Genomic DNA, 24923 nt, shown 5'->3' with positions numbered 1-24923 from the left:
GGTGCCGGTTGGGCACCTGCGGGGGTTTATTCGATAGGCTCGGTCATTGTGACACAACTTGGAATTATTCTTATCCTGCTCGTGCGGATCTATACCTGGGTGCTCATCGCCCGCATCATTATTGAGATGATCCAGTCCTTCTCGCGGCAGTTCAACCCTCCACGCTGGTTTATGGTTATAGCGGAGCCTCTGTTTGTGATTACGGACCCGCCGGTCAAGACGTTGCGCCGCCTGATCCCGCCCCTGCAAATGGGTGGCGTAGCGCTTGATGTATCGGTGCTTGTACTGTTCGTCTTGCTCTCGATACTCACAATGATCTTGCAGATGATTTTTCTGACGTAGCACCCCCGTCGCCTCGAAACCTGTGGTAAACGTTGAGACTCGGCGGGGCGTCGATTATTGTGGGCGTTTGGTTACGATAAATCGCGATAACCCGTATTATGAACCACATGTACCTTTGTGGGGAAGGTTTAGTTAGACCTGAACCGCACTCCTAAGGCCCTGGAAGCTCCGGGGTTGTACCAACCTGAAGGGGAAGAGAAGACATGCCACTGTCACCAGCTGATGTTCACAACGTCGCGTTCAGCAAGCCGCCGATTGGCAAGCGTGGCTACAACGAAGACGAGGTGGATCAGTTCCTCGACCTCGTAGAGGACGCCCTTGCCCAGTTGCAGGATGAGAACGAAGACCTGCAGGCGCAGGTTAGCGATTTGAACTCCCAGGCCAAGGCGGGTGCTGGCGCCGGTGCTGCTGGTACCGCAACTGCGGCTTCCACCCGCACCGATGAGGCTGCGCTGCGCAAGGAGATTGAGGCCAAGCTGCGCGCCGAGTACGAAACCAAGCTGGCGGACTCCAAGTCCGAGGTTTCCCGTGCCAAGGAAGAGACCAAGAAGGCACAGGAGCAGGTTAAGGCTGCCCAGGCTGAGGCTTCCAAGGCACAGGCGTCTGGCTCCGCTGCTGCTTCCTCTTCCGCAGACCTGAAGGCAGCCCGCGATGAAGCGGCTCAGGCCAAGAAGGACGCCGAGGCAGCTCGCGCCGAGGCAGCCCAGGCAAAGAAGGACCTCGAGGCTTCCAAGAAGGAAAACGACGAGCTGAAGAAGTCCGCTTCCGCAGCTGGTTCCTCCAAGGCTGGTGCAGCGGCAGCGGGTATCGCAGGTGCTGGTGTTGCACAGACCGCCGATGGCCTGGCTACCCCGGAAACCCACATGCAGGCTGCCCGCGTTCTGGGTCTGGCACAGGAGATGGCAGACCGCCTGACCTCCGAGGCTCGTGCGGAGTCCGAGTCCATGCTGTCCGAGGCACGCACTGCAGCCGAGAAGCAGCTGAGCGATGCAGATTCCCGCTCCAAGGCACAGCTTGCCGACGCCCAGAAGAAGTACGACGCCCAGCTGCAAGATGCAGATTCCCGCTCCAAGAAGCTGGTATCTGACGCTGAGGCTAAGGCAAAGCAGACCGAGTCTGATGCTTCCTCCCGCGCAGAGGCGCAAATCCGTCAGGCTGAGGAGAAGGCCGCGTCCCTGCAGGCCGATGCCGAGCGCAAGCACACCGAGGTTATGAACACCGTCAAGCAGCAGCAGACCGCACTGGAGGCTCGCATCTCCGAGCTGCGCACCTTCGAGCGCGAGTACCGCACCCGCCTGAAGACCCTGCTGGAGTCTCAGCTGGAAGAGCTGGCTACCCGCGGCACCGCCGCACCGAACGGCGAGGCTGGCAACAACTAAGCCACCCCGTTCTTCCTAGCGCCCCCGCCACCGCGGCGGGGGCGCTATTGTTGTTTTAGACCGTCGTGCTATAGCCCGCCCCTACCGAAAGGAACCACTGTGCTCGTAGCCGCTTTAGTTCTCGCCCTCGTGGCATTCGTGGCCTTGGTCAACTTTGTTATCTCGGGTGCAGATTGGTCGCTGTATATCGTTTTTGGCGCCGCCGGCGTCGGACTCGTGTGCTTCATCCTGGACTGGGCGCATAAGCATCGCGCTGACAAAGCCTCAGCAACTGAATCCCCCGAGGAGGAGGCTGTGCGCGCAGCCTTTCGCGAGGACTAACGCCGCGAGACCCCAAGCTTTCGGTTGCAGGCATGCCAATAAGGCGCACGAGGCGCCTTATTCTGCAGTCGGGCTCTAGCAATCGGGCGGTTGCCACCGAATCCGTCCGTTGGTTCGGGCAAGTTGCCCGCGCAGCGGCGGGGCATTGGGATCGTCATCGTTGGCGCCATTGTGGTACGCGCAGGCTGTGGATAAGTTCGCGATATTGGTCAATCCACCGTGCAACCACGGCTCCAAATGGTGAATTTGGCATTCGTCGGCAGGCTTAGCGCAGCGCGGCCATGGGCATACCGGATTTTCCGCACCCGCCATCAACCGCTGCTTAGCATTGGCGAAGCGCTCCGTGCGGTACAGGTTCACCGCGCCTTCATAGGGGCTCACCAGGGTAATGAGCCCATGCTCCTTTAACGTGCGGCGCACATACTGCGCTCCCGTAAGCGTTGCTCCGTTGGTCATCTGCAAGGTGATTTCCTCGCCATCACCGTTGACGATGCGCACGTAGTCTTCCAAGCGCACGATGACATTGGTTACCACCGTGCTTCGTTGCCCCGTATCGCTGCCGAAGAAGGTATCTTCCACCACATCCAGCGGCTTTTTATCCTGGTTCTCCACCGCCGCGTGGAGGTCTGCAATGAACGAGGACGAGCCGTCGATAGCTAACGTCCACGGCGCATCCTTGCGGCGGATGATGCGTACACCAGGCTTTACCTTGCGCTTTTTCTTCGGAACCTTGGATTGCGCCAGCTTTTCTAGTGCCGCTGCTGTGGCCTTGGTGGTGCATAGCTGTTCGCGGAGGACCCAGGCGTCGAAAAGCGTGGGCATCTTGCGTGCATACTTTTCAATGATGGATAACGCAACGATGGAATGCCCATTGTGCTGAGCTCCTTCGATAGCACGACGACGCTTCCTTGTGAACTTGGTCGTGCCGCAGTACGCCTCTTTGAGCAATGCCAACTCGCGGGCCGTCTTTTCAGCGGCGCCACGCGCGCAGAGGTCGTCCTCGGACATGCCTGCGCACCCGAGGACGATGTCCATCCCGGGTGCCATGGCTGCGAGGTAAGTATCTAGCGCGTTCACGACTCACAATTTATTTCCCCGCGCAAGCCCCCACAAGGGAAAATTTTTCGCCTGTGGATAACTTATTGTGCACGAAGATTCTGGGGCGCTATACTGTGGCCTACACGCAGTGATCCGGCCATCACCGGGGAGCAATTCAGAAGAACAGCCAGTGTGGCCCAGTAGAACTGAACGGGTGGGACCGTCAACTCCTTCACCGAAACGAAGCGGAGCCTTCGGGCTCAAGCAGGGTGGTACCGCGAGCCTTGATGGCGCGTCCCTGCACCGTGTTAAGAGTGAAGGATAATTATGGCGAAAAAGGTTTACCCCAAGGTCGACATGACTGGCGGCTCCAGCCGCTTCCCAGATATGGAAGAGGAAGTCCAGAAGTACTGGAAGCAGGATGATACCTTCCAGGCTTCGCTAGAAAAGACCAAGGACTGCCCAGAGTACATCTTTTATGATGGCCCTCCATTCGCAAATGGCTTGCCGCACTATGGCCACCTGTTGACCGGTTATGTGAAGGATATCGTCCCGCGCTATCGCACCATGGCCGGCAATTACGTGCCTCGTGTCTTCGGCTGGGATACCCACGGTCTGCCCGCTGAGCTGGAGGCGGAAAAGCAGCTGGGTATCACTGAAAAGGCGCAGATCGAGGACATGGGCTTGGAAAAGTTCAATGAATACTGCGCCAAGTCCGTGCTGGAATACACCGACGAGTGGGAAGAGTACGTCAACCGCCAGGCCCGCTGGGTGGACTTTGACAACGGCTACAAGACCATGGATATCAACTACATGGAATCGGTCATGTGGGCGTTCAAGGAGCTTTATGACAAGGGCCTTATCTACAAGGGCTTCCGAGTTCTTCCGTACTCTTGGGCGGAGCACACTTCTTTGTCCAATCAGGAGACCCGCCTGGACGATTCCTATAAGATGCGCCAGGATCCAACCCTGACCGTTACCTTCCCAGTGGAGGGCGCGCGCGAGGGAAGCGCGGCAGAAAAGACGTTGGCGGAGTACCCTGCGCTTGCCGACGCCTCTTTCCTCGCCTGGACCACCACCCCCTGGACCTTGCCTTCGAACGAGGCCTTGGCGGTTCATCCAGAGGTTACTTACGTGCTCTTTAAGGCTACGGAGGGCGATTTCGCTGGCCGTACCTTCATCATGGCGGAAAACCTGTTGGCCACCTTGGAGAAGGAACTGGGTGAGGCCGAGGTACTGGAGAAATTTACCGGCGCGCAACTCGAGGGCTTTACCTATGAGCCTATCTTCGGCTTCTTCCCGGATCTGCGCAATGCCTACCAGATCTTGATCGCTGATTACGTCACCACTGAGGACGGCACCGGCGTGGTTCACCAGGCTCCTGCGTTTGGTGAAGACGATATGAATACCACCAACCAGTACGACATCGAGCTGGTTATCCCGGTGGACGAGGACGGCAAGTTCACCTCGCAGGTTCCGCCTTATGAGGGCCAGCTGGTCTTTGATGCGAATAAGGACATCATCAAGGACTTGAAGGCTGCTGGGCGAGTGGTGCGCCACGTAACCATCGAGCACTCCTATCCGCACTCGTGGCGCTCGGGCGAGCCGCTTATCTACATGGCGCTGCCGGCCTGGTTCGTAAAGGTGACCGAGTTCCGCGATCGCATGGTGGAGCTTAATCATAAGGAGATTGAGTGGCTGCCGGAGCATATCCGAGATGGCCAGTTTGGCAAGTGGCTCGAGGGCGCGCGCGACTGGAATATCTCCCGTACCCGCTACTGGGGTGCGCCTATCCCAGTGTGGATGTCCGATGATGACAACTATCCGCGCATGGATGTCTACGGCTCCTTGGATGAGCTGGAGCGCGATTTCGGAGTTCGTCCGGAGTCGCTGCACCGTCCGCATATCGACGAGTTGGTGCGCCCGAACCCGGATGATCCGACCGGTAAGTCGATGATGCGCCGCGTGCCAGACGTGCTGGATTGCTGGTTTGAGTCCGGCTCGATGCCCTTTGCGCAAAAGCACTACCCATTCGAGAATAAGGAATGGTTTGAGACCCACTCGCCGTCCGATTTCATCGTGGAGTACTCCGGTCAGACGCGTGGTTGGTTCTATGTGATGCACGCGCTGTCCACCGCGCTTTTTGATCGCCCGGCGTACAAGAAGGTCGTGGCCCATGGCATCGTGCTGGGCAACGATGGCCTCAAGATGTCTAAGTCCAAGGGCAACTATCCGAACGTTAACGAGGTCTTTGATCGTGATGGTTCGGATGCCATGCGCTGGTTCCTGATGTCTTCGCCTATCCTGCGCGGAGGCAACCTGATCGTGACCGAGCAGGGCATTCGCGAGGGCGTGCGCCAGGCAATCTTGCCTATCTGGAATGCCTATACCTTCCTGCAGCTCTACGCAGAGAAGGAAGCAAAGTTCGACACCAGCTCCACGCATGTTTTGGACCGCTATATCTTGGCCAAGACCCACGACGTCGTGGCCAATGTCAACGCGGCGCTTGCCGATACCGATATCGCCACGGCAACCGAAGAAGTACGCCTGTTTGCCGACGTCCTGACCAACTGGTACGTCCGTCGCTCGCGTGATCGTTTCTGGGAGGGCGAGGACGCCCATCCTGAGGCGTTTAATACCTTGTACACCGTGCTGGAGACCGTGACTCGCGTGGTGGCGCCGCTGCTGCCGCACGTGGCGGAGGTTATCTACCGTGGACTGACCGGTGAGCGTTCGGTGCACCTGGCGGATTACCCGCAGGCTGCGGACTACCCGTCCGATGCAGATCTGGTGTCTGCAATGGATGCGACCCGCGCGGTCGCTTCGGCTGCATCCTCGGTGCGCAAGTCCAATAAGCTGCGCAACCGTTTGCCACTGCCGAAGCTGACGGTGGCTCTCAATGGGGCGCAGCGCCTGGCGGACTTTGCCGATATCATCCGCGACGAGGTCAACGTTAAGGAAGTTGAGCTTACTGACGACGTCGATTCGGTAGGCACCTTCCAGGTTGTCTGCAACGCGAAGGTCGCCGGCCCGCGCTTGGGCAAGGACGTGCAGCGCGCCATCAAGAACCTCAAGGCGGGCAACTACGAACGCCGCGGCGAAGAGGTTGTAGTGGACGGCGATATCGTGCTTGGCCCGGATGAGTACACCGAGCGCCTGCAGGCAGCGAATCCGAAGTCCACCGCGCGTATCGAGGGCCTCGACGGCCTGGTAGTACTCGATACCGAGGTGACCGAAGAGCTCGAGGCCGAAGGCTGGGCGGCGGACGTTATCCGTGGCCTGCAGGATGCCCGCAAGGCTTCTGGGTTCGAGGTCTCGGACCGCATCGCGGCCGTGCTCTCTGTCCCAGAGGAGAAGAAGGCCTGGGCGGAGCGTCACGCCGACCACATCGCCGGTGAAGTGCTCGCCACCGATTTCCAGGTGACCACCGAGGCACTCGATGGTGTGGACGTGCACGAGGTGGTGAAGGGGGTTAAGGCTACCGTCGTTAAGCAGTAGCGCCTTAGCCGCCACCTAAAAGTAATTGCCCAGCCTTAGCGGCTGGGCAATTTTTATGAGTGATAGGACTTAACGGACCGGGCCGGGCAGGTGAGCGCGCCAGCCGAGGACGACGTTAACGAGGCAGCACAGTGCGAGCACGGCGCCAATGAGGAATAGGGTGGTAAAGCCGAGCAGCGGCGCGAGTGCGCTGAAGGCCATGGGGATAAAGAAGCCGGTATAGGAGACCGAGTAGTACACGGCGGTGAGGCCGGCGAGTTCTTCGGCGCGGGCGATGCGCTGGACCTCGGAGAGACCGGCGACAAGGGCGAGGCCGTAGCCTGCACCCATGACAGCGGCACCGGCGATGCCGAGCGGCAGGGAGCGAGTATGAGAGGCAACCGCGCCGAGGATGGTGCCCACGGTGATAACGCCCATGGCAACTGCGGAAGCGCGGGCGGAGCGGCTGGTATCGATAACCTTGCCGAGCATCTGGATGCCGACGCCGCAGCCCAAGGTGATAACGGTCATCAGGCCGGAGAAAGCGATGGGGGCATCGCCGGCGGACTTGGACAAAAGCTGGGGCAGGAGGGCATAGGCGGCGCCAGCGCAGCCGAAGACCCACGGTGCGACCGGCAGAACAATGCGCACGAAGCGGCGGTGTGCTGCGGAGGGAATGTGCAGCATGCGCAGCATGTCGCGGATGCTCAGGTCAAGGAAGGTGTCTTTTACCGTAGCGCCACGCGGCGGGCGGGTTTCCGGGGTCTTCATCAGCCAGACAGCGGTGGCGACGGTGAGGAGGATGTGCAGGATATACGCCAAGTGGGTCGGCCACGGGCCCCACTGGGCCAGCACCGATGCGAGGCCGGCGCCGATGAGGAAGCCTAATGTCAGGCACATGGAGGCGTGGCGCGGGCCGGCAGCGGGATCGCCGCCTGCGCGGGTGATGAGCTCTGCCACCCACGTGGAGCCGACGGCCATGACGATGCCCAAAGCCAAGCCGCACATGATGCGGCCCACGGCGATGACGAGTGGCTCGTTCGGTGCGATGGACAGAAGGAAGGAACCGAGTAGCGATAGTGGCGCGGCAGGCAGCATCGTGGGGCGGCGGCCAATGTAGTCCGAAAGCGGGCCAGAAATCAGCAGCGCTGGCACGATGCCGAGTACGTAGGCGGCCAAGAGGCCATTGACGGTGACCTGCGAGAAGTGCGACTCCTCGCGGTACATAACTAGGAGAGGGGTGAACTCATTGCCGCCCCACGCGACAGCGACCATGCTGCCAGCGACGGGAAACCATGAGTGTTTGGCAAACTTTTCGGTCATAGTTGATTCCTCGAGTTGGTTAGGTGGGTGTCCAATGCGGAAAGGTAGGCGTCGAGGTCGCCGGTGCGGAGGGCATCGGCAAGCGTGCGGTGCTGATCCACGAAGGTGCGGGCGCGGGCCACGTTGCGGCCAATGGCCGTGGCGGTAAAACGCTGCTGGCGTTCGCGCAGCTGGTGTCCCAGCCCGGCCAGCAGGCTATTGGCACCGCCATCCATGATGATCTGGTGGAAACGTGCATCTAGGTGCGTATAGGTATGCAGGTCTGCGCCATCCAACGCAGTGTCCTGCTCCGCGATGGTCGCATCTAGCTGATCAGCGATGTCCGCGCGCTCGGCATCAGACATTGCGCAGATCTTTTCAGCACAGTGCCTATCCACGAGCAAGCGTGCCTCATAAACCTCGCGGATTTCCTGCGGGCTGATCGGCACGATGAGCGCACCCCGCCTGGGGTAGAGCTGTAGAAAGCCTTCGACCTCTAGGCGCAGGAAAGCCTCGTGCATCGGGGTGCGGCTAATTCCCATTTCGGTAGCCAGGGAGGCCTCGGAAAGCATCTGCGAGGGCTCGAAGGAGCCGTCAATGATCTTCTCTTTGACGAAGTCATAGGCGCGCTCCGCGGCGGGCTGCATTCGTTCATTGGACATGCATCCATCTTGCATGCAAGCTTGCATGCAAGCAAGTGTGTGGTGGCACTTTGTGGGGAACGGATCTAGCTAGGCAAACGTGTGACGTGGCACGTATCGGGGTGGAAGAGTAAGCCGTGGCCCATGCCGACCCAGCCGATGAAGGGGGCGTCGGCAAGCGTGTGCGGGGTGTGGACGTGCCCAAGGATCCAGGCATCGGCCTCGCTGGCCTGTAGCTCAGCCACGGAAAGCGGCAGGCAGGTGCCTTTAGAAAACTCACCGGTGACGGAAGAATGTAGGAGGCCGAGGACGGGGCCGTCGCTCGGGCGCGGCGGAAGCTGGAGTCGGCGCGGGTCCGGATCGGTGGCCACCGCTGCGGTTAGAACCGTGGTGTTTCCTATGCGAAAGGAGTGCACCTGCGTGCCGTGGACCGTGACCTCGGGCGGGAAGTCCAGATTGTGGTGGGTATCGTGGTTGCCGGAAATGAAGTGGACCTCGCCGAACAGTGTGGCAGCGTGGGCCATTACGGCGCGGGCCTGGGGCACGAATTCGGACGCCTCAGCGTTGCGGTCAATGATATCGCCCAAGCATACGCACGCCGTGGCTCCACTATTGGCGGCAACTTCGAGTTCTTGCAGGGCCCAGTCCAGCCCAGGGGCGCCCGGGCGGCCTAGGTGCAGATCGGCAAAGACAAAAATGCTAGCGGGCATGTGCGGCCTTTCGGTTTTGCCACCAGGTGATAGCTACCAAGACAACGGTGGAGGTTCCGACGCCGATGAGCGTCATGGCCATGGCCTCGGCACGGTGGCCTTGATCGAATTGGTTCATGATCCACGGAGCCAAGAGGTTGACTTGGCTCGGGCGAATGAGTGAGGACATGACCAGCTCGCGGATGCCTACGAAGAAGGCGAGGAGCCAGCCAGCGAAGATGCCAGGGGCAAGCAGTGGCAGGGTGATGCGCCCAAAGGTATGCAGAGTGGAGGAGCCGGAAATAGCAGCGGCCTCGTAGACGGTAGGGGAGACGGAGTCTGCTGAAGCCTTGATGTTTTGGATGGCCATGGGCAAAAAGAGCACGGTGAAGGCCATAACTAGCATGCCCATAGTGCCGTAGGGCGACCATGGCAGCCAGGGAGAGTTCCACAGCAAAATAAATCCAATGGCCAGGACAATGCCGGGAACGGTGTCGGGGGCGATGGCCAAGAAATCGCTGAATTTTGCGGTAATGGTGCTTTGGCGGCGGGTGAGTACCGTGACGAGGACGCCGAGAGCAACGGCGGTGGTCGCGCCAAGGGCGCCTAGTCCGATGGAGCGAACAAGTGCCTCTTGAGCGGTGGGCATCTGCACAACGATGGAAAAGTAATCGAAGGTCAGGTTATTAGGCGTAGGCGGGGCCGAGCGCAGAATGGTCATCGCGGCCAAGGTGATGGAAAGGTAGGGGATGACCACCGCGGCCATGAAGATTATTGCGGTCACCACAGCGCCGAAGACGGTGCCGACCGAGCCGAGGCGGATACGTACGGGGCGGCTTACTCGGCCACCGCCGGAGAGGTCGTGGCGTGAAATCCACTGTTGGAAAGCCCAGGCGGCCACGCCGATGGCAAAGAGCACCGACGAGGAGGCAGCGGCGCTGGAAAAATCGAGGGGGTCGATGGTGACGTCTTCATAGATGGAGGAGACGAGCACCTTGTAGCCAATGGCGTTGCCAAGCGTGACTGGGGTGCCAAACTCGCCGGCGGCCTTAATGAAGATAATCAGCGCGCCGAGGGAAAAGGGGCCGATTATGTTCGGAGCGATGATGCGCACGGCTTGTTGCCAGCGGCTCGCGCCGGCTATCTGTGCCATCTCCAGCGTGGACGCCGGAATGGAATTCAGGCAGGTGCGCAGGATGAGGTACAAGAATGGAAAGAGCTCCGCGGCCATGATGAAGGCCATTCCCCACACCGAGTAGATGGCATCGTGGGCGAGCTTGCCGGCGCCGTGGCCGAGCAGCATCTCGGCCACACCACCGCGGCGGGTGAAATCCATCCACGCCATCGCCGCCGCAAAGGGCGGGGTCATAAACGGGATCATGATGACGATCTCGATCCAATTGGCCCTGCTAAACCGCGTCCACGAACGGAGAAAGGCGAGCGGCGCGGCCATGAGCGTGGCAAAAGCCACGACCAGCACGGAGAGCAGGACGGTATTGCCAAGGATATGCAGCATGCCCGGTTGGACAATGCTGCCTAGGGCTGAAGGCTCATCGTGGTAGCCCACGGCCGCGTTGACCAACACGGAAGCCAGTGGCGCGGCGACGAGGGCGAGCAAGATGAGAAGGACCCCGTAGATCCCAAGGCGACGTTGGGGAGTGGTGGTGGAGCTCATTGGTTACTTCAAATAGCGCTTGGCGAAGGTTTCCTTGATGTCCTTGGACTGAGAAACCAGGCCATCGAGGTCATCGTTGAGGGTCTTAATCTCATCCAGCTTCGGGCCATTCTTTGGAGCGATGTCCTTATTGGCCGGGATCATGTTCTTGGAGGCCGAGATCTCCTGCGCCTCATCGGAGAACATGAAGTCGACGAATGCCTCTGCGGCTTCCTTGTTATCGGAGGACTTGAGGATCATGACTGGGCGCGGGGTAACCGTGGTGCCGGAGGTTGGGATAGCAACCTCGAGCGGCTCGCCCTTCTTCTGCGCGGAGTATGCGGAGTAGTCAACGCCGCCGAGGACGATGCCGCGCGAGCCGGAGGTGACCTGGTCGAGCGCTGGGCCATTGGCGCCTTGGACGATCATGCCGTTGTCAAAGAGCTTGTCAAAGAGATCCCAGGTCTTTTCCTCGCCCCATTGGTCCACCATGGCCGCGATGAGGTCGGCCGCGGTACCGGATTCGCGCGGGTCCGGCATGATGATTTGGTCCTTGTACTTTTCATCGGTGAGATCTTCCCAGTCCTTCGGGGCCTCGTCCACGACGTTGGTGTTGGTTACCAGCGCTAGGGCCGAACCATCGCGGCCGGTAAACGCCCCGCTTTTCGACGCCCACTCGGGAACAACCTTGTCCGCTCCCTCCGGCGTGTACTTTTCAAGAGCGCCGGATTTTTCCTGCTTGCTAGCTGCAGCCCAGGAGGCGAGGTAGACCACGTCAGCCTGCGGGTTTGCTTCCTCTGCCTTGAGCTTGGCGGTGATCTTGCCGGTGGTATCGGCAAAGACGTTGACGTGGACGTCGGTCTTTTCTTCGAAGGCCTCCACGAGGGCGTCGGTAAGCCCCTGCGGGTTAGCCGAGTAGTAATCCACCTCGCCGGACAGGCCTTCAGGTGCCTGCCACTTTTCGGCAGAAGAGGTGGACTGGTCGGTGGCGGTATCGGCGCTGTCCTCGACGGATCCGCAACCGGTCAAGGCGAGCGCACCAGCAGCGGTGGTGGCGATGGTGGCGGTGAACTTCTTGGTAAACATGTGTGGCTCCTATGCAGAAAGAGAAGATGGATAGTTGAGGTAGACGGTCTCGCCGCGAGTGAAGCGATGCGGTGAATACGTCACCCAGGGTTCCTCCGCCCCGGGGACGTCGCAGCGCAACTCGTAGCGCCCACCGATGTAGTGAGCGCCAAGAACCTGCGCCTCGACCCGGCGCGGGGAGGCGCCGGTGTCCTCCTCCGCAGTGGTGACGGTGAGATTTTCTGGACGCACGCTGGGCAGCTGTGGGTGGCGGTTCATGGTGCCTACAAAGCCAGCGATGAAGTCGGTGGCCGGCTGTTCATAAAGGGTGACCGGGTCCGCGAATTGTTCGATGTGGCCTTGATTCATAACCACGACGCGATCCGACATGGCAAGTGCCTCGGCTTGGTCGTGCGTGACGTAGATGACCGTCAGCCCCAGCTCCTGTGCCAGTTGGGTGAGCTCGGCGCGGATTTGTACGCGCAGCGCAGCGTCGAGTGCGGACAGCGGCTCATCCATGAGCAGGAGGTCCGGATTCGAAACCAGCGCACGGGCGATGGCGACGCGTTGCTGTTGGCCGCCGGAGAGCTGGTTTGGCCGCGCCTTCGCTTTGCTGGTGATGCCCACCATGTCCATGCAGGCACGCACCTTCTCGGACCGCTGGCCTGCCGCCACCTTATTGCCTGGGGTTGTCAGCGGAAACTCGATGTTCTTTTCCACCGTCATGTGCGGCCACAGTGCGAGGTCTTGGAAGACCATAGACAGCCGGCGCTTGTTGACGGCCACATTGGTCCGCGGACCATAAACCTCCCTCTCACCAATGGCAATGGTGCCCGCATCAGGAGTTTCCAACCCGGCGATGCAACGCAGCAGGGTGGACTTACCGCAGCCGGAAGGTCCGAGAATAGAGATGAATTCACCGCGGTTGATGCTTAGATCGGTCTCGTGGAGGCCCGTATTATCGGCGAATTCGCGCTTAACGCCGCGCAAGATGACGTGGGGTGAGTTCATACTCAGCGAAATACTTTCTTCAAGAAATAACCTCGAAAAAGATAAGGCCGCAATATTGCATGTGGGTGACGTGAAGATGGAAAGAAATAAAAGCTTTAATTAACGGCACGCAAACACCCAGGAGTGCATGTGGAGGTGCGCCTATTAGACTGGGCCGCATGCAACGCTGGGTTCTACACATCGACATGGACGCGTTTTTCGCCTCCGTCGAGCAGCTGACCCGGCCTACGCTGCAGGGACGCCCCGTCCTGGTGGGCGGTACCAGCGGGCGCGGCGTGGTGGCTGGCGCCTCCTATGAGGCGCGCGTGTACGGTGCGCATTCGGCCATGCCGATGTACCGCGCGCAGCAGCTTGTTGGACTTCGCGCGGTGGTAGTGCAGCCGCGCCGGGCGGTGTATTCGGCGGCCTCGCGCCGCGTATTTGGCATCATCGCGCAACACGTGGAGGTCATCGAGCAACTTTCCATCGATGAGGCCTTTATGGAACCCGCCGCCCTGGAAGGGGCGAGCGCGGAGGAGGTCAAGCGCTGGGCGGATGAGCTGCGCGCGCTCATTCGGGAGGAAACGGGTCTGCCGTGCTCCATTGGGGCGGGCTCGGGCAAACAATTTGCCAAGATTGGATCGGGCGAAGCGAAGCCCGACGGCACCTTTGTTATCCCAGCGGAGCGCCAGCTAGATATGCTGCACCCCCTTGCGGTGAACAAGCTGTGGGGAGTCGGCCCGGTGACTGGTGCGAAGCTCAAGTCCATCGGCGTAGAAACCATTGGGCAGCTAGCGGCGATGACGCGCAAGGAAGTAGAGATTTCCATCGGCAGCGTGGTGGGGCTGCAGCTGTGGCAGCTAGCCCGTGGCATCGATGACCGTGAAGTGGCGCCGCGTGCTATTTCTAAACAGATTTCTACTGAGCACACCTACCCGAAGGATCTGCAGACCGCGCCCGAGGTCGATGCGGCCATTGCCCGGGCTGCGGAGGGTGCGCACCGCCGGCTGCTCAAGGATGGGCGCGGCGCGCGCACCGTTACGGTGAAGCTGCGCATGGCGGATTTTCATATCGAATCGCGCTCGACCACCTTGCCCTACGCGACTGACGACGCCGCCGTGCTCACCGCCGCCGCCTTCAAGCTTGCCCGCTACCCCGATGAGCTGGGGCCCATCCGCCTGGTGGGGGTGAGCTATTCTGGCCTAGAGGCCGCTCGCCAAGACGTGCTCTTTCCGGAGCTCGACCGCGAAATCGTGCGTCCTGCACCGGCGGATACGGACTATGAAACTGGGGTGAGCGACGACGCAACACCGGCCATACCAGCGCCTACGGTGACGGTGGAGGAAGAAACCGATAACCAGTGGCACGCCACGCAGGATGTTTTCCACCCCGAATACGGCCACGGTTGGATTCAAGGCGCCGGCCACGGGGTGGTCAGCGTGCGCTTTGAAACCCGCGCCACGGGTCCCGGCCGCACCAAATCCTTCGCGGCCGACGATCCCGCGCTCGTGCCAGCAGACCCGCTCGACTCACTGGATTGGCAGGACTGGCTGACCAGCGAGGACTAGCCCTCCTGAGCAAAAAGCTCCGCCGGATCGGTGCCGGTGGCCAGCGCCGCCGCGAGCAGGATTCGCGCTTGGCTCGGGCGGAACCATCCGGCGTTGATGGCGCCACGCTTCCCCAGGCTCGCGCCACCGCCGTCGCCACCGTAAGCCAGCGCCGTCGGGCCATAGGGGGTGCGGGTAGAAATGATGACGGGGAGGCCGGCGTGGAGGGCGTCGGCAAGCGCGCGGCCCATCTCCTCGCCCATATTTCCCGAGCCCATGGCCTCCACAATGAGGCCGGAGGCGGGGGAGTGTACGGCGGCGTCGACCAGCAGGCGGCCCGCTCCCGGATAGGCGGGGATGATCTCGATACGCTGCGACGCCAGCGGGGCAGGACGCAAACGCGGGGTGGTGCCAGGAACGGGCAGCGACTCAAACCCGCGCAGGTCACTGGTGTGCCGCTTGCGCGCACCGCGCGCCGGGATGGTCTCGCCGCCGAAGCAGAGGAAAACCCCAGGGTGCCCGCTGGCCGCTAGCTCGCGGGCAGCCCGCAGATTGGTGGGGCCGTCGGCCGCGGGGTGATCGTAGGCGCGCTGCGCTCCAGTAAGCACGATGGGCTTTGCCCCTGCGCAGAAAATCTCCAACGCCAGCGCGGTTTCCTCCATGGAGTCGGTGCCATGGGTGATGATCACGCCACCGATGTCCTCGCGCGCGGTGTGCTCATTGACCACCGCAATGAGCTCATCGAGGTCCGCCAAAGTAATAGAGGAGGAGTCGAGCTGGCGAAACTCCACTACCTCGGCGTCGATTTCAGCGGCAAGGTCCGCGCCAGAGACGGTGGGAACCAAGGAACCATCGGCCACGGTGGTGCACGCGATCGTGCCACCGGTGGCTATCAAAGCAAGTCGGGTCATGCACTCAAGGTTAAAGAAATCTCCGCCCACGCGGCGGGCGCAGCCCGGAAAAGGCTGGTGCAGCTGTAAACTGATGGGAGTTTAGAACCCAGACGTGAGGAGTTAGAAGTGAAATTCCGCAAGTTTAGCGCCGCGTGCCTCGCACTGACCGCGGCCACCGCCCTGGCCGCCTGCTCTTCCGACGACGAGCAGGACGATACCGCCGCCACCAACACCGAGGCGCAGGAATCCGCCTCTTCCGACGGCGATTCCGCCGCCCCAGCGCTGCCGTCCCCGGCGGACCTCAACGCCATCTTGGCCAAGGCCACTGATCCGAACGCCTCTGAGCAGGAAAAGACCGCCACCGTGCAGGGCGGCGAGACCGCACCGGAAATCTTTGACACCATGGCACAGTCCAAGCAGGAATCCGGCGCCGAGTTCGAGGTCGTCGATCCCGTACTTCCGGGCTATGACCCGCAGTCCGTGCTGACCACCGTGAACTTCACCACCGCTGACGGCCAGCAGCAGACCGCTGAACAGGTGGAATTCGTCTACGAAGACGGCACTTGGAAGCTTTCCAAGGCGTGGGCTTGCACGCTCATCCAAAACACCGTGCCGCCGGAGCAGGTTCCGGAGATGTGCGCGGATACCGGCGCCGGTGCCTCCGCACCTGCCCCGGCACCGGCCGAGGGCGACGCTGCCCCGGCTGAAGGCGACGCCCCGGCTGAAGGCGCCGAGCAGGCCCCAGCCGAGGCCCCCGTTGAGGCACCGGCCGAGTAATTAGGAAAAGTTTAGCTCCGTCAGGCTCGACTGCACCACGCGCAGCTCCGAGCCGGCGGCGCCATAAATGACCTTCGTGTCGAAAGACACGTCACCGCCCACGGGCAGCGGCTTGCTCAGGTCTACCGTGATGTTGCCCTTGGATTGGGTGCTGGAGTCCACAACCTTGAGCTCCTTGTCCTCCAACTCCGTGCCCTGGGCCTGGCCCTCAAACGACAGCGCGCCTAGCGACGGCCGCTGTTCTACCTCTACGTTGAGCTTGACCTGGTCGCCCTCGATGGAATCGACCGTATAGCGCGTGGTCTGCAGCAGAGTGGACTCGCCGGTAACGCGCGAATCCACCGTCCAGCTCGCTCCCTTGCCTACCTCCTCGGTGGGGAAAACCACGGGTAAGGCCGTAAGCTTCATAATCGCCTGTTCGACAGAGCCACGGGCTTCATCCGTGGCGTCTTGGGGTGCGGCCAGGCGCAGCGAATTCATCTGGCCAGTATTTTGACCGCGCCAGCCAAATTGAAATCCCTCGGCCGAAGAGACGTCGGTGTCGCCAGAAGTTTCCGGCGCACCGGCCGTGACGAACGCATTGCGGGTGGCGGGCAGCTGATCTTCAACGTCCTCGCTAGCCTTATCTACCTTGGCCGATAGCGGCAGGGTAGTGGTGGTCGATTCGACGTCGGAGGCCTGAAACTTCTCGGCCGCTGACTTTTTGAGCAGGTCCTGCGAAAAACCCTCGGTAACGCGGTAGTTCACGTCCTGCGTGGAGTCGATATCGCGGTATTCCAGGAGCTTTTTCTCCCCGGTGCCGGGATTGTCCACGGTGACGCGTGGGGCGTCGATAGTCAGGCCCACGGGCTGTTCTACCGCGGGTCCCGGCTTTTCATAGGAACACGCCGTAAGCGCTACGGCGGCTGTGGTCAGGGCTGCAAAAACTTTGACTCGAAACACGCTTACCAAAATACCGGACGCTCCCGTTTAGAATAGAGCGGGTGAGTCAAAAACGAAGGAGCAAGACAGGACTTATCGCCGCGGTTGTCATCGCCGTGGCGCTGGTGGACCAAGCCGTGAAACAAATAATGCTCTCCATCCTTACGGAGGGCGAGCCCCTGCCGGTCATTGGGGATTGGTTCCGGTTTACCCTGCTTTTTAACCCTGGCGCCGCCTTTTCCATGGGCGGGGAGGGATCGACGTGGCTTTTTACCACTATCCAGCTGGTCTTTGTGCTCGGCGTGGCCATTGCCGCCCCGCGCATTACCCACTCCAGACAGGCAGTGGGCCTAGCGCTCATCGCCGGAGGCGCGCTGGGTAATTTCGCCGACCGCATCTTCCGCGCCCCCGGCTTCTGGTGCGGGCACGTGGTGGACTTTATTTCGGTCGGCTCTTTCGCCGTGTTCAATATTGCGGACGCGGCCATTACCTGCGGCGTGGTGCTGTTCATTATCGCCATGGTGCTGGAGGAAAGGAAGGCCGAGCATGAATAGGCAGATGCGCAGCTTCCCCATTCCTGAAGGCCTAGAAGGCATGCGTGCCGACGCCGCCCTGGCCAAGCTCCTTGGCCTTTCCCGCAGCGCCACCGCGCAGCTGTGCGCCGAGGGCAGTGTGACCATCGATTCCCAAGAGCTGGGCAAATCCGAGCGATTGACTTCCGGCAACGTGGTCTCCGTGCTTTTGCCGGAGCCAGAAAAGCCGTTGCTGCCGCGCGAAGAGCTGGTCGAGGGCATGGACGTGCTTTACAACGATGCCGATATCATCTGCGTGCATAAGCCGGTGGGCGTGGCCGCGCACCCCAGCGTGGGGTGGGACGGGCCGACGGTGATTGGTGGGCTGCGCGCGGCCGGTTATACCGTGGCTTCGTCCGGGCCGACCGAGCGCAAGGGCATCGTGCACCGCCTCGATGTGGGCACGTCAGGCGTGATGGTCGTGGCTTCCTCGGAGCGCGCCTATTCCGCGCTCAAGCATGCCTTTAAGTACCGCAGCGTGAAAAAGACCTACCACGCCGTGGTGCAGGGGCTGCCGGATCCCATCGAGGGCACCGTCGATGCTCCCATTGGCCGCCACCCCAAGTCGGGCTGGAAATTCGCCGTGCTTGACGACGGCAAAGCGGCCGTCACCCATTACAGCCTCATCGAGGCCTTCCGCGAGGCCAGCCTCATCGAGGTGCACCTGGAGACCGGTCGCACCCACCAGATCCGCGTGCACATGTCTGCCACCGGCCACCCGTGCGTGGGCGACCCAATGTACGGCTCGGATCCCAACTTGGCTAAGCGCCTTGGGCTTCAGCGTCAATGGCTGCACGCGGTAAAGCTCGGCTTTACCCACCCCGGCACCGGCAAGTGGTTCGAGATTGAAGCGCCGTACCCGGCCGATCTCGAGCACGCTTTGGAGGTTCTGCGGGGATGAGGAAGGTCTACCGGCGGCGTCGGCTAGCGGCCCTGGCGGTGCTTGCGGTGCTTTTCTTGGCCGCGCTCGCGCTTTTTGGCGCCCTAGGGACCCAGGCTTCTTCGCAGGTGCAAGGAGACCAGCTCGGCCCGGATGGCGAGACGCGCGCGGAGTATATTGCGCGCGTGTCCGGCAGCGACATTCCGGACGCGCCTGCCTACGCTCTAGTCACCTTCGACGAGGACCTGCCACCCGTAGCCGCCGCGGCCGCCGTCGCCGCAGCCCCGCGCATGGATGCCATCCTTATCGGCTCCACCGCCCCCATCGACGTCCCTGAACCCACCGCCGGCGAGGACCGGGCCGCGGTCATCCAACGCGCCTTCGACCGCATCGATGCCTCCTATGGCCAGCGCCCCACCGCGGTGAGCGCGGCCGTGGTGTGGGGATCGGGCGCCCAGCTTGCCGACGTCGCCTCCACTCCCTCCGTCGCCGCCGTCGAACCCGCGCCTGCCGACGCCGCCTGGGGCAGCTTCGCCATCCGCCCTCCCAGCTAATATCGCCCTCCTGGCCCCTGTGGCGCGCGGTGGCCGCCCAGTGCTTTTAGCATCTAGGGCATGAAACACATTCGGGCTTATATTGCGGCACTCAACTCGGCGATGGACCTCCTCGCCGAGGCCGCCGATGCCTCCGCCGCGGACCTTACCGCCGCTGGCATGCCCGATGCGGAAGCAGAATCCGTTGCGCAGCTCGCGCAGGTCTACTTCGGGACCACCAGCTTTCGCCGCCGCCAACGCCGCGCGGTGGACGGGGCCCGCCGCAACCGGCATTCGCTGCCGACGCTGGAGGTCATCGAAAAGCATGCGCGGCGCGCGCCCACCCAAGCCCGCGCCTGGGCCCTGCGCGCCGAGCTCACCCATATCGCGTGCGATACGCGGGAGATGGAAAGGCGTGCCCGCAAGAAGCTGCGTGAGATGCGCGCTCCGCGCGAACCCAAGCCGGGGGTGCGGTTGCGGCGCCGCGCCGCCGGCAAACCCTGGACGCTGTCCATCACTGGGCCGTCCGCACTCATCGCCGAGTTGCACCAGCATGCCGGTTCGCTTGCCGACGTCGCCTCCCTCTTCCGCACCGGTACTGGCGCCGCCGCAACCGTGCGCACCAACGTTGTGGTGCCACTGGATAAGTTGGTTGGCGTGGCCCATGGCAGCGACGATGTGGTGTTGACCATGACCAATGGCGCGCAGATTACGGGTGCTGAATTGGCCCAGCGTGCGCTTGCCGAGGAGGGGTTTGTCACCCTGCTCCACCCCGTAGAGGGCCCAGTGAACCTGTATCGCATGCGCCGCGGGGCCACCTGGAAACAGTTCATGATGGCCGCGGCGGAAAATCCCACCTGCCCGGTCAAGGGATGCAATAAGCCTGCCGATGAGTGCCAGGTTCACCACATCTTCAGTTGGGCCGGGGGCGGGTGGACCAATGCGAAGAACCTCACCACCGCCTGTGCCTATCACAACGGCCGCAATGATGACCATCGCACCGGCCCGCCGCGCAATGGCCGCTTCGAGCGCACGGCCCGCGGCGTGCGCTGGGTCAACCCCTGGGATCCGCCCCCACCGGACCTCGTCGATACCGGGCCTGCGAATACAACCACCGCGTAGGCTAGACCTATGTCCTCACATCAGCCCTTTTCGCAGTGGATGCCCAACTACAAGTTTGCCTATATCGCCGCGTGGGTCGCGGTGGTGGTTTCCGGCATCGCGCTTTTAATCGGCCTTGTCACCGGCGGCACTTCGATGACGCTGGTGTTTTCCGGGATCGTATGTGCCTATGGCATTTTTCTCGTCGTGGTGATGCCGCGCTGGGCGCTGCGCGCAGAAGAGGAACAGGCGGCGCGTCGCCGCGCCCGCGCCGCTCGCGAGGAACTTAGGCGCTCCTAGCCATGCGCACCAAGTCGGCGACGTAAATCGCCACCGCCACACCGATGATGCCGAAGCCGATCCAGCGGTGCGTTGAAAAGTGCTCGTGGGTGACAAAGAGCGCCCACAGCATCTGCATGATGGGGGTGAGGTATTGGAGCATGCCGATCGTCGATAAGCGCAGCGTCCGTGCGCCCTCCGCAAAGCAGAGGAGCGGCAGCGCGGTAATCAAGCCGGCGCTGACCAAAAGCAGCGCGTGGCCGACTCCCTCGCTGGCGAATGTGCCCTGGCCGCTTGTTTCTAGCCACAGGATGTAGCCCACCGCCAGCGGTGACATCACGAGCGCCTCCGCCGCGACCGAGACGGCCGAGGACACCCGGACCTGCTTTTTGAGCAGCCCATAAAAGCCGAAGCTGAACGCCAGCAGCAGCGAAATGTATGGCGCCTGGCCGGTAAAGAACGTCAAGTACAGCACCGCGATGGCCGCAACGCCCACCGCGCCGGCCTGCCACGGCCGCAGCCGCTCCTTCAAAAACACCATGCCGAGGGCGACCGACACCAGGGGATTGATGAAATACCCCAGCGCCGCATCGGCCACGTGGTTGCTATTAATCGCCACTACGTAGGTGCCCCAATTGACCGTGATGAACACGCCCGCGGCCGCAAGCCAACCCCAGGTGCGCTTGCCCATGCGCGCCATTTCGCGCCACCGGCCGCCGAGGATCAAAAATCCCGTGACCAGCACCGCGGTCCACAACACGCGGTGAGCCAAGATTTCCAGCGGCGATGCCGGCAGCAACAGGGGGAAGAACGCGGGGAAAAATCCCCACATGATGTAGGCGGCGAGCGTGTAGAGCATCACAAAATAATAGCCCATTTTGACCGCCCCGCTATGATGAGCCGCATGGCCAAAAACTCCTCCTTCGTCCACCTGCACAACCACACCGAGTTTTCCATGCTGGACGGCATGGCCAAGGTCGATATGCTGGCAGACGAGGTGGTCCGCCAGGAGATGCCGGCCGTCGGCATGACCGACCACGGCAATATGTACGGCTCTGATGCCTTCTACCGCCGCATGACCGGTGCCGGTGTCAAGCCCATCATCGGCATCGAGGCGTATATGGCGCCCGAATCTCGCTTCAATAAGAAGCGCGTGCTGTGGGGCACTCCAGATCAAAAGCGCGACGACGTCTCCGCGTCCGGTGCCTACCTCCACCAAACGATGATCGCGGAGAATGCCACCGGCCTGCGCAACCTCTTTACCTTGTCCTCGCTGGCTTCCTACGAAGGCCAGTTGGGCAAGTGGCCGCGCATGGACGCCGAGCTCATCGCCGAGCACGCAGACGGCATCATCGCCACCACCGGTTGCCCCTCCGGCGACGTCCAGACCCGCCTGCGCCTCGGCCAGTTCAACGAGGCGCTGGAGGCCGCGGCCATGTGGCAGGACATCTACGGCAAGGACAACTTCTTTTTGGAGTTGATGGACCATGGGCTGGACATCGAAAAGCGCACGCGCGATGGCCTGCTAGAGATCGGCCGCAAGCTGGACTTGCCGCCGCTGGTGACCAATGACTGCCACTACGTGCTTGAGTCTCAGGCGCCGGCGCACGAGGCGATGCTGTGCGTGCAGACCGGCAAGACGTTCATGGACCCGGACCGCTTCAAGTTCGGCGGCACCGGCTACTACATTAAGTCGGCCGCGCAGATGCGCGAGACCTGGGACGATATGATTCCAGACGGCTGCGATAACACCCTGTGGATTGCCGAGCGCGTGCAAGACTACGGCGAGATCTGGGAAGAACACACCCACGATCGCATGCCTATTGCCGACGTCCCCGAGGGCCACACCCCAACCTCCTGGCTCACCCATGAAGTGATGGAGGGCCTGCAAAAGCGCTTCCCCGGCCAGGATGTTCCGGAGGAATATATCGAGCGCGCCAAGTATGAGATCTCCGTTATCGAGATGAAGGGTTACCCGTCCTACTTCCTCATCGTGGCCGAGCTCATTAAGCACGCGCGCTCCGTGGGTATTCGCGTGGGGCCGGGCCGTGGTTCGGCGGCTGGTGCGCTCGTCGCCTATGCGCTGACCATTACTAATATCGATCCGCTGGAGCACGATCTCCTCTTCGAGCGATTCTTGAACCCAGAACGCCCGTCCGCCCCCGATATCGATATCGACTTCGACGACCGCCGTCGCGGCGAAATGATTACCTATGCGGCCGAGCGCTGGGGCGAGGACAAGGTGGCGCAGGTGATTACCTTCGGCACGGTGAAAACCAAGCAGGCCATTAAGGACTCGGCCAAGGTGCACTTTGGCCAGCCCGGCTTCCAGATGGCCGACCGCATCAACGGCGCGCTGCCGCCGGCCATCATGGCCAAGGACATTCCGCTTAAGGGCATCACGGACCCGGACCACGAGCGCTACTCCGAGGCCGCCGAGGTCCGCCAGATGGTGGAATCCGACCCGGACGTGAAAAAGATTTATGACACGGCGCGGGGCTTGGAGGGCGTCGTCAGGCAGGCGGGCGTGCACGCCTGTGCGGTGATTATGGCTTCGGTCCGGCTCATGGACCACATTCCTATGTGGAAGCGCCCGGCCGACGGCGCTTATATCACCGGCTGGGATTACCCGGCCTGCGAGGCCATCGGCCTGCTGAAGATGGACTTTCTGGGCCTGCGCAACCTCACCGTTATCGGCGATGCTATCGAAAACATCAAGCGCAACCGCGGCGAAGAAATCCACCTAGAGCAGCTGCATGCCGACGACCCCAAGGTCTCCAAGGTCTATGACCTGCTCTCGCGCGGCGATACGCTGGGCGTCTTCCAGCTCGACTCCGGCGGCATGCAGGAGCTGCTCAAGCGCATGAAGCCGACCGGCTTTAAGGATATTGTGGCCTCCCTTGCGCTCTACCGCCCAGGCCCGATGGGTGTGAACGCCCACTGGGACTACGCGGACCGTAAGAACGGCCGCAAGGAAATCACCCCAATTCACCCGGAGCTGGAAGAGCCGCTCAAGGAAATCCTGGATGAGACCTACGGCCTCATTGTTTATCAGGAGCAGATCATGCGTATCTCGCAGAAGGTCGCCAACTACACGGCCGGCGAGGCAGATGGCTTCCGTAAGGCAATGGGTAAGAAGAAGCCCGAGGTGCTGGCCCAGCAGTACGACAAGTTCTGGGGCGGCATGCAAGAAAATGGCTACTCCAAGTCCGCCATGGACGCGCTGTGGGGCACCATCGAGCCCTTCGCGTCCTACGCGTTTAACAAGTCCCACGCCGCGGGCTACGGCTTGGTGTCCTTCTGGACGGCCTACCTCAAGGCCTACTATGCACCGGAGTACATGGCCGCGTTGTTGACCTCGGTGGGCGATAAGAAAGATAAGTCCGCCATCTACCTATCGGACTGCCGCCACCTGGGCATCAAGGTGCTGCCGCCGTCCGTCAACGAGTCCGAGGAGGACTTCCAGGCGGTGGGAGAGGATATCCGCTTCGGCATGGGCGCTATCCGCAATGTGGGCTCGGAAGTGGTGGAATCCATCATCAAATCCCGCCACGACAAGGGCGCGTTTACCTCCTTTAGCGATTACCTGGACAAGATCGAGCTCGCCGCCTGCACTAAGCGCGTGACAGAAGCGCTGATTAAGGCCGGCGCCTTCGATGACTTGAACCACCCGCGCAAGGGCCTCATGCTCATCCACGAGGACGCGGTGGATGCGGTGCAAACCACCAAGAAGGCCGCGGATAAGGGACAGTTCGATCTCTTCGCTGGAATCGGCGGGGGAGAAGACGATGCGGCCTCTAACGCCTTTGCCTTGGACATTCCGGAAGACAACTGGGACCGCAAACACGAACTTGCCCTCGAGCGCGAAATGCTGGGCCTGTACGTTTCCGGCCACCCTCTCGATGGCTTCGAGGAGGCGCTGGCCGCGCAGACGGATACCCCGCTGACCAAGATCCTCAACGACGAGGTGCATAACGGCCAAGAGCTCATCATCGGCGGCATCATTTCGGGCGTGGACCGTCGCTTTTCCAAGCGTGATGGCTCGCCGTGGGCCATTGTCACGGTGGAGGACCACAACGGCGCGCAGGTGGAAATCCTGGTCTTCAACAAGGTGTACTCGCTCGTCGCCCCGCAGATTGTCGAGGACAATATCATCCTCGCGCGCGTGAACGTGAAGGTTCGCGATGAGCGCCGCTCCCTGTTCTGCTCCGATATCCGCGTGCCGGAGCTGGGCCCGGGCGGCGGCGCCGGCTTGCCGCTGCGCCTGACCATGCGCACGGACCAGTGCACCATGGAAAACATTGCCCGCCTCAAGCAGGTCCTGCTCAAAAACCAGGGCGAGTCGGATGTGTACCTCGAGCTTGTCGATGGCTCCGAGTCCACCACCATGATCCTCGGCGACCACCTGCGCGTGGAGCGATCTGGCAACCTCATGGGCGACCTCAAGGCCACCATGGGCGCGGGCATATTAGGCTGAATTTAAACTCGGCGGCGGCAGGCGCCCTCCACTAATCTAGACAGC

Annotated in this window: 22 protein-coding genes; 12 read left to right on the top strand and 10 right to left on the bottom strand. The window is 61.9% G+C overall.

What is annotated here, in order from left to right; translation table 11 throughout:
- Nucleotides 1-48: 48 nt before the first annotated feature.
- The 3 genes from CORTU0001_RS08275 to CORTU0001_RS08265 all read left to right on the top strand — a co-directional run bounded on the left by CORTU0001_RS08275 (nt 49) and on the right by CORTU0001_RS08265 (nt 2042).
- Nucleotides 49-342, top strand: coding sequence for a YggT family protein (locus tag CORTU0001_RS08275; protein WP_005328905.1), 294 nt, complete (start codon nt 49-51; stop codon nt 340-342).
- A 203-nt stretch (nt 343-545) separates the two neighbouring features.
- Nucleotides 546-1721 (top strand): DivIVA domain-containing protein, encoded by a 1176-nt coding sequence (locus CORTU0001_RS08270; RefSeq protein WP_005328903.1) that lies wholly within the window; start codon nt 546-548, stop codon nt 1719-1721.
- A gap of 99 nt (nt 1722-1820) precedes the next feature.
- Nucleotides 1821-2042, top strand: coding sequence for a hypothetical protein (locus CORTU0001_RS08265; protein ID WP_005324526.1), 222 nt, complete (start codon nt 1821-1823; stop codon nt 2040-2042).
- A 75-nt stretch (nt 2043-2117) separates the two neighbouring features.
- On the opposite strand, the gene CORTU0001_RS08260 is transcribed toward CORTU0001_RS08265, so the two are convergent.
- On the bottom strand, nt 2118-3119 hold the full coding sequence (locus CORTU0001_RS08260; RefSeq protein WP_034668492.1) for an HNH endonuclease signature motif containing protein: 1002 nt from the start codon (nt 3117-3119) through the stop codon (nt 2118-2120).
- A 288-nt stretch (nt 3120-3407) separates the two neighbouring features.
- Here CORTU0001_RS08260 and ileS point away from each other — a divergent pair, with 288 nt between their 5' ends.
- Entirely contained in the window at nt 3408-6578 is a 3171-nt protein-coding gene (ileS, locus tag CORTU0001_RS08255; RefSeq protein WP_005328901.1) for an isoleucine--tRNA ligase, read from the top strand.
- Nucleotides 6579-6647: 69 nt separating this feature from the next.
- Here the strand turns inward: ileS and CORTU0001_RS08250 are convergent, their stop codons facing one another.
- From CORTU0001_RS08250 to CORTU0001_RS08225, 6 genes are all read right to left on the bottom strand, one after another.
- Nucleotides 6648-7880 carry an MFS transporter gene (locus CORTU0001_RS08250; protein WP_005328899.1) on the bottom strand — a complete coding sequence of 411 codons (1233 nt, stop codon included), beginning with the start codon at nt 7878-7880 and terminating at the stop codon, nt 6648-6650.
- On the bottom strand, nt 7877-8521 hold the full coding sequence (locus tag CORTU0001_RS08245; protein ID WP_005328897.1) for a GntR family transcriptional regulator: 645 nt from the start codon (nt 8519-8521) through the stop codon (nt 7877-7879). Before CORTU0001_RS08245 ends, CORTU0001_RS08250 begins: the two co-directional genes overlap by 4 nt.
- 65 nt (nt 8522-8586) lie before the next feature.
- Nucleotides 8587-9210: a metallophosphoesterase gene (locus CORTU0001_RS08240; RefSeq protein ID WP_005328896.1), complete on the bottom strand. Its 624-nt coding sequence runs from the start codon at nt 9208-9210 to the stop codon at nt 8587-8589.
- Nucleotides 9200-10864, bottom strand: coding sequence for an ABC transporter permease (locus CORTU0001_RS08235; protein ID WP_005328893.1), 1665 nt, complete (start codon nt 10862-10864; stop codon nt 9200-9202). The genes CORTU0001_RS08240 and CORTU0001_RS08235 overlap by 11 nt, the downstream gene beginning before the upstream one ends.
- Before the next feature lie 3 nt (nt 10865-10867).
- Nucleotides 10868-11929: an ABC transporter substrate-binding protein gene (locus tag CORTU0001_RS08230; RefSeq protein WP_005324544.1), complete on the bottom strand. Its 1062-nt coding sequence runs from the start codon at nt 11927-11929 to the stop codon at nt 10868-10870.
- Nucleotides 11930-11938: 9 nt separating this feature from the next.
- Nucleotides 11939-12919, bottom strand: a complete 981-nt coding sequence (locus tag CORTU0001_RS08225; RefSeq protein ID WP_005328883.1) for an ABC transporter ATP-binding protein — start codon at nt 12917-12919, stop codon at nt 11939-11941.
- 158 nt (nt 12920-13077) lie between these two features.
- On the opposite strand from CORTU0001_RS08225, the gene CORTU0001_RS08220 reads away from it, so the two are divergent.
- The gene (locus CORTU0001_RS08220) at nt 13078-14466 is read left to right on the top strand and encodes a DNA polymerase IV (RefSeq protein ID WP_005328882.1); all 1389 of its coding nucleotides are present in this window, start codon (nt 13078-13080) and stop codon (nt 14464-14466) included.
- Here the strand turns inward: CORTU0001_RS08220 and CORTU0001_RS08215 are convergent.
- Nucleotides 14463-15356, bottom strand: coding sequence for an asparaginase (locus tag CORTU0001_RS08215; protein WP_034668489.1), 894 nt, complete (start codon nt 15354-15356; stop codon nt 14463-14465). The genes CORTU0001_RS08220 and CORTU0001_RS08215 overlap by 4 nt on opposite strands.
- Before the next feature lie 108 nt (nt 15357-15464).
- Between CORTU0001_RS08215 and CORTU0001_RS08210 the strand changes: the two genes are divergently transcribed.
- Nucleotides 15465-16115 (top strand): WKL family lipoprotein, encoded by a 651-nt coding sequence (locus tag CORTU0001_RS08210; RefSeq protein WP_005328880.1) that lies wholly within the window; start codon nt 15465-15467, stop codon nt 16113-16115.
- Here the strand turns inward: CORTU0001_RS08210 and CORTU0001_RS08205 are convergent, their stop codons facing one another.
- Nucleotides 16116-17057: a hypothetical protein gene (locus CORTU0001_RS08205; protein ID WP_005328879.1), complete on the bottom strand. Its 942-nt coding sequence runs from the start codon at nt 17055-17057 to the stop codon at nt 16116-16118.
- A gap of 41 nt (nt 17058-17098) precedes the next feature.
- Here CORTU0001_RS08205 and lspA point away from each other — a divergent pair, with 41 nt between their 5' ends.
- The 5 genes from lspA to CORTU0001_RS08180 are packed head-to-tail and all read left to right on the top strand — an operon-like array spanning nt 17099 to nt 20422.
- Entirely contained in the window at nt 17099-17590 is a 492-nt protein-coding gene (gene lspA, locus CORTU0001_RS08200) for a signal peptidase II (protein ID WP_005328876.1), read from the top strand.
- Nucleotides 17583-18509, top strand: a complete 927-nt coding sequence (locus tag CORTU0001_RS08195; RefSeq protein WP_005328870.1) for an RluA family pseudouridine synthase — start codon at nt 17583-17585, stop codon at nt 18507-18509. The genes lspA and CORTU0001_RS08195 overlap by 8 nt, the downstream gene beginning before the upstream one ends.
- On the top strand, nt 18506-19042 hold the full coding sequence (locus tag CORTU0001_RS08190; RefSeq protein ID WP_005328865.1) for a hypothetical protein: 537 nt from the start codon (nt 18506-18508) through the stop codon (nt 19040-19042). The genes CORTU0001_RS08195 and CORTU0001_RS08190 overlap by 4 nt, the downstream gene beginning before the upstream one ends.
- A 60-nt stretch (nt 19043-19102) precedes the next feature.
- Nucleotides 19103-20143: an HNH endonuclease signature motif containing protein gene (locus CORTU0001_RS08185; protein ID WP_005328864.1), complete on the top strand. Its 1041-nt coding sequence runs from the start codon at nt 19103-19105 to the stop codon at nt 20141-20143.
- 9 nt (nt 20144-20152) lie between these two features.
- Nucleotides 20153-20422, top strand: a complete 270-nt coding sequence (locus CORTU0001_RS08180; protein WP_034668487.1) for a hypothetical protein — start codon at nt 20153-20155, stop codon at nt 20420-20422.
- Here CORTU0001_RS08180 and rarD read toward each other — a convergent pair.
- Nucleotides 20409-21278 (bottom strand): EamA family transporter RarD, encoded by an 870-nt coding sequence (gene rarD / locus CORTU0001_RS08175; RefSeq protein WP_005328860.1) that lies wholly within the window; start codon nt 21276-21278, stop codon nt 20409-20411. The genes CORTU0001_RS08180 and rarD overlap by 14 nt on opposite strands.
- Before the next feature lie 27 nt (nt 21279-21305).
- Here rarD and dnaE point away from each other — a divergent pair, with 27 nt between their 5' ends.
- Nucleotides 21306-24878, top strand: coding sequence for a DNA polymerase III subunit alpha (dnaE, locus tag CORTU0001_RS08170; RefSeq protein WP_005328847.1), 3573 nt, complete (start codon nt 21306-21308; stop codon nt 24876-24878).
- Nucleotides 24879-24923 lie beyond the last annotated feature (45 nt).

This window comes from Corynebacterium tuberculostearicum SK141, from assembly GCF_000175635.1.
Taxonomy (GTDB): Bacteria; Actinomycetota; Actinomycetes; order Mycobacteriales; family Mycobacteriaceae; genus Corynebacterium; species Corynebacterium tuberculostearicum_C.
Note: the sequence above shows the minus strand (reverse complement) of the source record. Positions and strands in the feature narration are given on the sequence as shown.

Coding starts and splice junctions, on each gene's coding strand:
- CORTU0001_RS08270 (WP_005328903.1), top strand. CDS start 546: ATGCCACTGTCACCAGCTGATGTTCACAACGTCGCGTTCAGCAAGCCG.
- ileS (WP_005328901.1), top strand. CDS start 3,408: ATGGCGAAAAAGGTTTACCCCAAGGTCGACATGACTGGCGGCTCCAGC.
- CORTU0001_RS08250 (WP_005328899.1), bottom strand. CDS start 7,880: ATGACCGAAAAGTTTGCCAAACACTCATGGTTTCCCGTCGCTGGCAGC.
- CORTU0001_RS08245 (WP_005328897.1), bottom strand. CDS start 8,521: ATGTCCAATGAACGAATGCAGCCCGCCGCGGAGCGCGCCTATGACTTC.
- CORTU0001_RS08240 (WP_005328896.1), bottom strand. CDS start 9,210: ATGCCCGCTAGCATTTTTGTCTTTGCCGATCTGCACCTAGGCCGCCCG.
- CORTU0001_RS08235 (WP_005328893.1), bottom strand. CDS start 10,864: ATGAGCTCCACCACCACTCCCCAACGTCGCCTTGGGATCTACGGGGTC.
- CORTU0001_RS08230 (WP_005324544.1), bottom strand. CDS start 11,929: ATGTTTACCAAGAAGTTCACCGCCACCATCGCCACCACCGCTGCTGGT.
- CORTU0001_RS08225 (WP_005328883.1), bottom strand. CDS start 12,919: ATGAACTCACCCCACGTCATCTTGCGCGGCGTTAAGCGCGAATTCGCC.
- CORTU0001_RS08220 (WP_005328882.1), top strand. CDS start 13,078: ATGCAACGCTGGGTTCTACACATCGACATGGACGCGTTTTTCGCCTCC.
- CORTU0001_RS08215 (WP_034668489.1), bottom strand. CDS start 15,356: ATGACCCGACTTGCTTTGATAGCCACCGGTGGCACGATCGCGTGCACC.
- CORTU0001_RS08195 (WP_005328870.1), top strand. CDS start 17,583: ATGAATAGGCAGATGCGCAGCTTCCCCATTCCTGAAGGCCTAGAAGGC.
- CORTU0001_RS08190 (WP_005328865.1), top strand. CDS start 18,506: ATGAGGAAGGTCTACCGGCGGCGTCGGCTAGCGGCCCTGGCGGTGCTT.
- CORTU0001_RS08185 (WP_005328864.1), top strand. CDS start 19,103: ATGAAACACATTCGGGCTTATATTGCGGCACTCAACTCGGCGATGGAC.
- CORTU0001_RS08180 (WP_034668487.1), top strand. CDS start 20,153: ATGTCCTCACATCAGCCCTTTTCGCAGTGGATGCCCAACTACAAGTTT.
- rarD (WP_005328860.1), bottom strand. CDS start 21,278: ATGGGCTATTATTTTGTGATGCTCTACACGCTCGCCGCCTACATCATG.
- dnaE (WP_005328847.1), top strand. CDS start 21,306: ATGGCCAAAAACTCCTCCTTCGTCCACCTGCACAACCACACCGAGTTT.